This is a genomic window from Moraxella porci DSM 25326, from assembly GCF_002014855.1.
GTDB lineage: Bacteria > Pseudomonadota > Gammaproteobacteria > Pseudomonadales > Moraxellaceae > Moraxella > Moraxella porci.
Genome location: NZ_MUYV01000024.1, coordinates 1 through 8,141, shown reverse-complemented (window position 1 = coordinate 8,141; position 8,141 = coordinate 1). Strand labels below are relative to the sequence as shown.

Annotated in this window: 8 protein-coding genes; 1 reads left to right on the top strand and 7 read right to left on the bottom strand. The window is 40.9% G+C overall.

The window, feature by feature from the left end; all coding sequences use genetic code 11:
• On the bottom strand, positions 1–874 hold an 874-nt coding region (locus B0681_RS10235; protein ID WP_211271535.1), incomplete at its 3' end, for a hypothetical protein.
• 77 nt (positions 875–951) lie between these two features.
• Positions 952–1,890 (bottom strand): OmpA family protein, encoded by a 939-nt coding sequence (locus B0681_RS10230; protein WP_078318618.1) that lies wholly within the window; start codon positions 1,888–1,890, stop codon positions 952–954.
• Positions 1,891–2,511: 621 nt separating this feature from the next.
• Here B0681_RS10230 and B0681_RS10225 point away from each other — a divergent pair.
• Positions 2,512–3,261 (top strand): D-alanyl-D-alanine carboxypeptidase family protein, encoded by a 750-nt coding sequence (locus tag B0681_RS10225; RefSeq protein ID WP_078318617.1) that lies wholly within the window; start codon positions 2,512–2,514, stop codon positions 3,259–3,261.
• Positions 3,262–3,411: 150 nt separating this feature from the next.
• On the opposite strand, the gene B0681_RS10220 is transcribed toward B0681_RS10225, so the two are convergent.
• The 5 genes from B0681_RS10220 to B0681_RS10425 form a co-directional block, all read right to left on the bottom strand.
• Positions 3,412–4,686 carry a type II toxin-antitoxin system HipA family toxin gene (locus tag B0681_RS10220; RefSeq protein ID WP_078318616.1) on the bottom strand — a complete coding sequence of 425 codons (1,275 nt, stop codon included), beginning with the start codon at positions 4,684–4,686 and terminating at the stop codon, positions 3,412–3,414.
• Entirely contained in the window at positions 4,676–4,954 is a 279-nt protein-coding gene (locus B0681_RS10215) for a helix-turn-helix domain-containing protein (RefSeq protein ID WP_078318615.1), read from the bottom strand. The genes B0681_RS10220 and B0681_RS10215 overlap by 11 nt, the downstream gene beginning before the upstream one ends.
• A gap of 110 nt (positions 4,955–5,064) precedes the next feature.
• Positions 5,065–6,192 carry a Fic family protein gene (locus B0681_RS10210; RefSeq protein ID WP_078318614.1) on the bottom strand — a complete coding sequence of 376 codons (1,128 nt, stop codon included), beginning with the start codon at positions 6,190–6,192 and terminating at the stop codon, positions 5,065–5,067.
• A gap of 595 nt (positions 6,193–6,787) precedes the next feature.
• Positions 6,788–7,189: a hypothetical protein gene (locus B0681_RS10200; RefSeq protein WP_078318612.1), complete on the bottom strand. Its 402-nt coding sequence runs from the start codon at positions 7,187–7,189 to the stop codon at positions 6,788–6,790.
• A gap of 22 nt (positions 7,190–7,211) precedes the next feature.
• Positions 7,212–8,141: hypothetical protein (locus B0681_RS10425; protein ID WP_211271533.1), on the bottom strand; the 930-nt coding region annotated here is incomplete at its 5' end.

Sequence of the window (8,141 nt, the reverse complement as noted above, 5' to 3'; positions counted from 1 at the left end):
CAGCATCGGCGTCTGCGTCGTCTACCGCCTTTGCTGTATCTTTATCTTCAGGACCTTCATTGCCCGCTGTATCAGTGTTGGTAGCAGTGACATCTGTACCATCTTTAACTTCGTCAGCAGGAATGGTTACAACACCTGTTGTAGGATCAACAGTGACATTGTCATCAGGATTATTATCTACCCAAGTGTCAGGCTCGCCGTCACCATCTGTATCTTCTTTGGTGAAAGTGACAGTTTGAGTTTCGCCAGTTTCATCAACATAGGTAACCGTAGTTTCTTTAACATCTGGATCAGTTGATGGCGTAATTGTTACATCACCATTTGGTTGAGCAACAACATCTGGTGCCTTTGGCGGCGTAGTATCACGAGACGAATTATCATCATCGTCATCTGCCAATGCAGCTGCTAGTGCGCCTACGCCGATTAGGCCTAGGATCCATGGTAGGTAGCCAAAGCCAGTGTCAGTTGCGCCGATCCACCATGGGGTTGCGTATGGGCTGCCACCTAGGGCTTGACCTTCGACATCACCTGCTTGTAGCTGAGTAACATAGTCAGCGACTTCACCGGTGTCTGGGATGTAGTAGTAGTATTGACCATCTTCGGCTTGACCGATTAGGGCATTGCGGTCGTCTTCATAGAAGCCTTCGATGATTAGATCGGTTTCTTCACCAGCATCTTCTAGTGAGATGTGTAGGTCTTTGCCAACACGCTTAGTGACGATGTGGTCAGGACCACGGCCAGTGGCTTGATCGACCAGTTGATAGTTGACATTTTTTACACCTTTGATGACGGTTGGTTGACCATCATTGGTGACGACAGCGACTTCTTGTACGGTTTGTACAGCGTCGTTGATTTTTACGATGATATTTTTCATAAATACTCTTTTATATCAATTAGTATTAATTCGTCTTAATTCTACAGATTTGTATGAATCACTAATCTTAAGTCAGATTATTGTGCTTCACTTGGAATAACGACCATCACGCGGCGGTTTTGGGCGCGGCCTTCAGCGGTGTCATTGGTAGCTACTGGACGAGACTCACCAAAGCCTTGGGCGCTGATACGGCTTGGATTGATGCCATGATCACGGATCAATGCATCACGCACAGCAGCAGCACGACGCTCTGACAGTGCTTGGTTGTAAGCATCAGTACCTTTAGAGTCAGTATGACCTTCCACCACAGCATTAGCGTCTGGGTATTGCTTCAAGAAATCAGCAGCTTTGGTCACTTCGCCACGGTATTGAGATTTGATGTTGCTCTTGTCGAAGTCAAATAGGATGTTTAGACGGACATTTGGACGCGTCTCAACATAGTATTCAGTCGCAGGTGCAGTTACCACAGGTGCTGGTGCTGGTGCAACAGGTGCTGGGCAGTTGGCTGCTTGCACACGGCTGATTTGATGGTTTTGTTTAAAAGTTGGGGCTGCTTGCAGTGCTTGTGCTGCTTCTTCGGCAGTCACTTGGCGTAGTACTGGGGTGTAGTCTTGTTCAGTGCCAACTAGGAAGTACTGAGTCTCACCTGCTTTTAGGTTGATGGTCGCAGCGCCTGCTTGTAGATCATTGATCTTGGCAGCAGTTGGTACAGCACTTAGCTTGACATCGCCCGCACAGACGATGCTGGCTGAGTAGTGACCGTCTTGTAAGCTGGTCAAGAAACGACCGTCTAGGCCGATGTTGGTGCTAGAATCAGCGACCGCAACATTATTGGCAGTAGGACGGATAAAAACAACAGCAGCAGTACGATCAGTCAGCTGAAGGTTATTCAGATTACCTTCAGCAGACTTGGTCCATGTAACGCCGTTTACTGGGGCGGTTGCTGCTGCCGCAGAGGCTGCAAAGGTGGTTGCAGCGATCGCTGTTGCTAGCGAGAGTTGTTTTAGAGATAGCATAAGGTACCTTAGTATAGCTGAGATTTGAAAAATAACTAAATGCAAACAAACACTATGGAGCAAAGTATGGCAAAACTACATAGCATTTATTTTAAATTATTAGTAATGGCATATTATACTAAACCATATTACATAGCCACGAGTTTTAACAAAAGTTATACAAAACTATATTGAAGCAAATCTATATAATAGTAATGATATAACATATTATTTTTACTTTTTTTATTATTTATTTTCTATTAACTATTTTATATATATTGTTAATTCAATAAGTTATGCAATATTCTCAAACAAATAAGCTCAATTATTTGACATAAAAGGATCTACAATACAAACAAACATATAATATCTAAATGTCTCATAATTAGTTTTGTTATATTTATAAATTTTTATAATTATTAATAATGTCTATACAAAGTATGTAATATTGCAATTTGCCTCATATTTACTTAAATTCTCAATCTAAATACTCAACTATTGATTCTTTGCCCATTTCATGCTTGATGGGTTGTGCTTAATCAATAATCTATGCTATTATATTTAAAACTTTTATTTATGCTAGGCTCTCAAAATCAACCATAGAACAGTAATGAATGCCCCCCCTTATATCAACAACCCAATATACAAGCCCAAAGATACGGCATCTTGCCCATCAATAGTGATGGCATACCTGACTTTGATAATCTAATCTACTCACATAATGTCGATGATCACAGCTACCCAGCATCCACCACTAAGGTTTTGACCGCATTAACCGCCTTGGATCATGTATCGCTACAGACGAGCGTAACAATCATCCAAAGCGATCTGGTGGCTGGCTCAGGCCACAACTTACAAGATGGCGATGTTATCAGCGTACAAGATCTCATCATCAATATGATGCTACCGTCAAGCAATATTGCTGCTATGGCGCTAGCACGGGTTGCAGCATCGGCAGCAGGTGAAGACTTTATCAGCCTTATGAACAAAAAGGCCGCATCACTGGGCATGACCAGTTCACGCTTTATCAACCCAACGGGCTTGCCTAATAGCAGACAACTAACCACTGCCAGAGATTTGATGCTACTTGGCGTAGCTGCTAGTAAACATCCAAAGTTGAGCAATCTTTGGAGCTTGAAGAGTGCAACTTTAACAATTACTGGATCTAATGCTCGCAGTATCTCAGTTAAGTCATCATTTATCGATGTAAAAGATAGAGCATGGTGTATCGGTGGTAAGTCAGGCACAATAGTAAAATGGGGCTATAATTTGCTTTGTCATGTTAGACTACAAAACGGCTATACAGGTATTGCAGTGATCTTAAAGACCCCCAGCAAAAAGCAGCGGGACATTGAGATGATTTCGATGGTTGAATACGCAAAGTTGCTTTGATCATCTGTACAGGTACACATTGCTATCATATGATCTTTGGTAAATACTCTTGTAGCTACCTATATAAACACTGGCTGCCGGGTTTGATTCTGCTGGTAACGATGGATATTAATGCATCAGCTTTAGTATCTTTTACAGCAAACCAAACCATCAAACCAACACACCCTTGTTTTGTTGATATATCTCATCTAAATGCTTAGCAATCATTGTAATGGTATCAGCACGAACGCCTAGCTGCTTGGCATGATATCTAAAATCTGAAACGCTGCCAACAACCTGCTCGATGGCAGCTTTGGCTTCTTGCCAAGCCCCAAAGCCTGCAAGATCTGCAAGTGATTGAATAACATCCAAACTAGGTGCTTTACCATAGCGACCAAATGCCATTGAGTGCTCCTTGTGATGCATTGGACTGTAGGTAATATCATAGGCAGGGGATGGCATCCATTGCCCTTGTTCATCTTGCAAAAACGCCCAATTCTTGGTGTGATCATCTTGATTGATGGCAAATAAGTTAAATATTGCTCTGCGAAATTGCAACTGTGTTGCCTGCCGGTCTTTGCACAAGAGTTTGGTTGCTTTAATCAGCTCGAAATAATCCATTGATGGCATACGGTGGCTAGCATCCAATAATCCACAAAGGCTGTGCGTATGAATTCTACCCATGGTTTGCGGTTGATAATCAAACCGTTGTACACCAAGCCAGCGACGGGTATTGGTCTCAAATAATCGCCATTGAACAGGTTGCAAATCTGCTTGTTCTGCCATCATCAAATATACCGCTTCACAGACGCCTTCATCATGTGATAGGCTTAAGTTTTGCGATGTAAATTTAACAATCCATGCTTCATCACCCAGCTGCGGTATGGTACGACATGATTTGGCATCTTGACTAAGATAGACCTGAGATTTTGGTCTTGCACCGCCTGAACTACCAGCTTGTACGAGCGCCATCAAAATCTCTTCAGTCAAGCCATCAAACAAGCGTTCAGCATGATTACCAAGCTCTGCCATTGTGGTATGGGCAATCTCTGCACCAAACCCATGATCAAAACTTGGTTCAAAAGACAGTGCGCCAATACCACGATTACCTACAAAAGCCAAGCGATCGAGCATGCTCACCATACGATAATTGATGCCTTGGCTGGCAAAATATCTATCTTGAAGTAGCATGCCCCAACCATCAGGTAGAGCATCAGCAAACACGCCATGCAGGTTAAAATGCGGCATCGCAGGTGCTTGCTGTGGCTCAGTGCTTGCGCTGAGTTTAAATGGTGAGATGTTGGGATATTGCTCTAAATAAGCAGGATGATAAGCAAAAAAACACCCCTGAGATGACTGTGCCAACTCTCCCAGGAGAACCTTCTCACCCGTCAGTAAGGTTCTATAAACACTCAAATACCGAGTCGGCTGATAGTTACTGATCATAAGCAAGCACCTCAGCGATGGTTTTGGGTTTGATTGCTTTAGGTTTGGTTAATTCCATAAACCGAGCAATATCATCCAAAATCATCCACAATAACAAAAAGTTCTTCAAAGAAATATGACCTGTATTCTCAAACCGACGAATGGTTGGCTCTGGAATCAAGGATTTTTCAGCCAGTGCTCGGCGTGACAGCTTGGCATCTTTGCGTTTTTGTTTTAGATACGCTGCCAAAGCTAAGCGTGCATCAATATCGTCATACAGATGAAGCATAACCAACCTCAACTTGGTTTAATTTTGATATTATTTTATCAAAATTACAGGATTTTTGGTAGTTTTTGATAATATTTTGTCAAATTCATGCATGAATATCTTTTTTGTAGCTACTCCACAAGACAACTCAGCTCATAACTTTGACTGCGTCCAGAAGCTAGTGACTTCACCAAAATTCCTTTTTCAACCAAATCATTGATGTCTCTTAGAGCGGTATCTGTAGATACTTTTGTGATACTCGCCCATTTTTTGGTGGTAAGCTTGCCATAAAAATCACCCCAAAGCTTATTGATCATCACTACCTGCCGTGGATTGAGTGATGTGTAGCGATATGTATGCCAAAATTGTGACTTGGCGACAACCTTTTGTGACTGAGCAAGTGCTTGTATCAAAGCTGCTTCTAGATTGGTTAAAAACCAAATTAGCCATTCGGTGGCTGATGCCAAACCCTTTTGGGTCTGTTCAAGTATGTGATAATACTCACGACGATTGGCAAGAATTTGTGCGGACATACTATAAAATCGCTGCGGACTGCCATCGCTTTTGGCAAGCATCCGCTCAGTGAGTGCACGGGTCAGACGACCGTTACCATCATCAAATGGGTGTAGCGTGACAAACCACAGGTGTGCAAGCCCCGCCTTAATTGTCAAATCAAGTCCCGTCTCATCATCGTTATACCACCGAAAAAATCGCTCAAGCTCATCGGGTAATCTATCGGCCTTTGGTGCTTCAAAGTGTACTTTGGCTTTGCCATAAGCGCCTGAGACCACCTGCATCGGACCATTGGCATCATCTCGTAATGTGCCCACATTAATGTCATACATACCACTTAGCCCTTGTGGAAATAGTGCATGATGCCAACGACAGACTTCATCTAAGGTTAATGGTAAGTCAAATCCTGAAGTCGCCTTAAGCATCATTTGAACAATCGCTTCCACTTCATAGCTTGGTGTAACAAGCTGATGCTGATACAGCGCTTCAATACCTAAGTGCCGAGCAACCGAAGAGCGTACCTGTTCAGTGTTAAGATATTCACCCTCAATCTCCGATGTCTTAATCACCTCCAATGTCAATGCCTCAAGACAAACTTCAAGTGGTAAATCAAACCCAAGGCTGCTCATCTGCCCCAACAAGCGCCCCTGAAGCAAACGAATGCGAGCGACAAGGGGAAGTAGCTGCCCCTCATCAAGCTGCCAATCTGTCCAATTTGGATATTCATGAATAAACGTATCAACCATCACTATTCTCAATTTCGCCTCATCTGCGGTAATTATACCACATATTCTCCGCAAAATATGCGGTGAATAACACCATCAATCACCGCAAAATTGGCATGCCACACCCCAAATCAAACTGATAAATTACAAGATTTGAATAAAAAAAATTCAATATTATTAAATAGAAAATATAAAATTAAAATAATTCAAATCCATCAATATCGACAACTTTCATCAGCAAGCACAAGGGCAAAAAATTTAAAATGATGATAAAATACGAAAAATGATGGGGTAAATTTACTCTATTATTTTTCGTGCCAATAAATAAAAAGACATCAAAGCGCGCAATCAGCATCCACTCTGATAATAATCATAAGATATTGATATATAAAGAGATTATTTAAGGTAAAATAAGGTTATTCGGCGAAAAATAGTCGCCCGAGATTGCCAAGGTTGGGGTTTTTTAAAATTTCTTCAAAATAACAACCAGGTAATGTAAATAAAAAATTTTTACCATGATTTGTATAACGAAATATATAAGCCGACATACCGTAATAATCGCTGTCGTAATAATTATATACATCAATACCCTCAATAATAAAAATCTTTGAATTATTCAAGGTCTAAATCCTAATTTTTTTTCGAATTCTCTCCAGTCATCAATCTGACCTTCAATGATTCCTTCGTAAACTTCCCACTGATTATCTAAAAAATATTTTAAAACTGGGTGCATATACTGATTTTTTGAATTTAAGTATAAATTTTCATCTATGCTCCAATTGTTTTTTCTTATTCTGTTTACAATTTCGTTGTCAATATATAAGTAAGAAATCTGACCTTCAAAATCCAAAATCTCAATTTCCTTAATCTCGTCTAATGTAAAAACATTAAGTCCAAATTTATTCTCAGAACTACATAAAAAATACCAACAATTTTCATCAAAGCCGTTTTTAGACAAATATATTGAATAAATGTAAATATAATTATTTAACAAACTATCTTTTGCTCTAATCAACATCTTTTTAACTCCTTAATTCTTGTTATTCAACTGAGGTTATCTTAATATCATAAGCCTTATTTGTCTTATGATTGTATTGATAATGTATAACTACCGCCTTTCCATCATTACTTCTCATTTTGGCTTCCATCTTTTGGAATCCTGCATCTTTGGGGAATCTAGAATCATTATTCATACCATTTAAAGGTTTACCGGCGGTCTTAGGGTTTTTAACAACTTCACTCCACAATATTTGCTCTTGAATGTTTCTTGGTGCTGTTACTTGCGGCGGTCTACCATCAGGTTTGGCCGTGCTGATATTTTCAGCATCTTTGATTAACTTTTCATCTCTGGCTTTTTTACTGGCTTGACTACTTAACAAATTATTATCAGGCTCATATCCATTTGAAGTATCTTTTTTTGAAACCCTCTTAGCCTCAGCCACCGCCTTATCTAGCTCATCTTTACCCTTAAAAGAACGAACAACTTTGACACCTGCTTTACCTGCAACTTTTAATACATAGCCACCACCAGCAGTCGCAACAAGAAAAGCAACTTCTCCAGGGGATGTTGGCACAAGTACCGAAGCAATATTCTTTGCTCTACTGACACTTCTTGCCCATATATAGGCTGAGCAGTCATTAGGGCTAACACCTGCCTGACGACATGCTTTTTGTCGAGTTTTTCCCAAATTCTGAGTAACACCTGGCTGATCCCAAACCTCATCCCCACTCTCAACCTCTTCTTTTCTTTGTATTTCATTGGTGTCAAGTAGGGCTTGATTGGCTTCATGAATGGCAAGCTGTTCATCGGTGGTTAAAGCTTGCAAAGTTTTTTCGGTTGGTGTGATGGTTTGTCTATGGGTGCCTATCTCCTCTTGGTTAAGACTGGTACCGATATTATAAGCGAAATCGCTGATTTTGCCCATTCTTGTGGCAGAGGTTTCACCTAAGCCATTGTGGTGGGCGATTTC

Excerpts from the sequence above, each read along its gene's own strand:
- B0681_RS10200 (WP_078318612.1), bottom strand. The coding sequence starts at position 7,189 with ATGTTGATTAGAGCAAAAGATAGTTTGTTAAATAATTATATTTACATT.
- B0681_RS10215 (WP_078318615.1), bottom strand. The coding sequence starts at position 4,954 with ATGCTTCATCTGTATGACGATATTGATGCACGCTTAGCTTTGGCAGCG.
- B0681_RS10220 (WP_078318616.1), bottom strand. The coding sequence starts at position 4,686 with ATGATCAGTAACTATCAGCCGACTCGGTATTTGAGTGTTTATAGAACC.
- B0681_RS10210 (WP_078318614.1), bottom strand. The coding sequence starts at position 6,192 with ATGGTTGATACGTTTATTCATGAATATCCAAATTGGACAGATTGGCAG.
- B0681_RS10230 (WP_078318618.1), bottom strand. The coding sequence starts at position 1,890 with ATGCTATCTCTAAAACAACTCTCGCTAGCAACAGCGATCGCTGCAACC.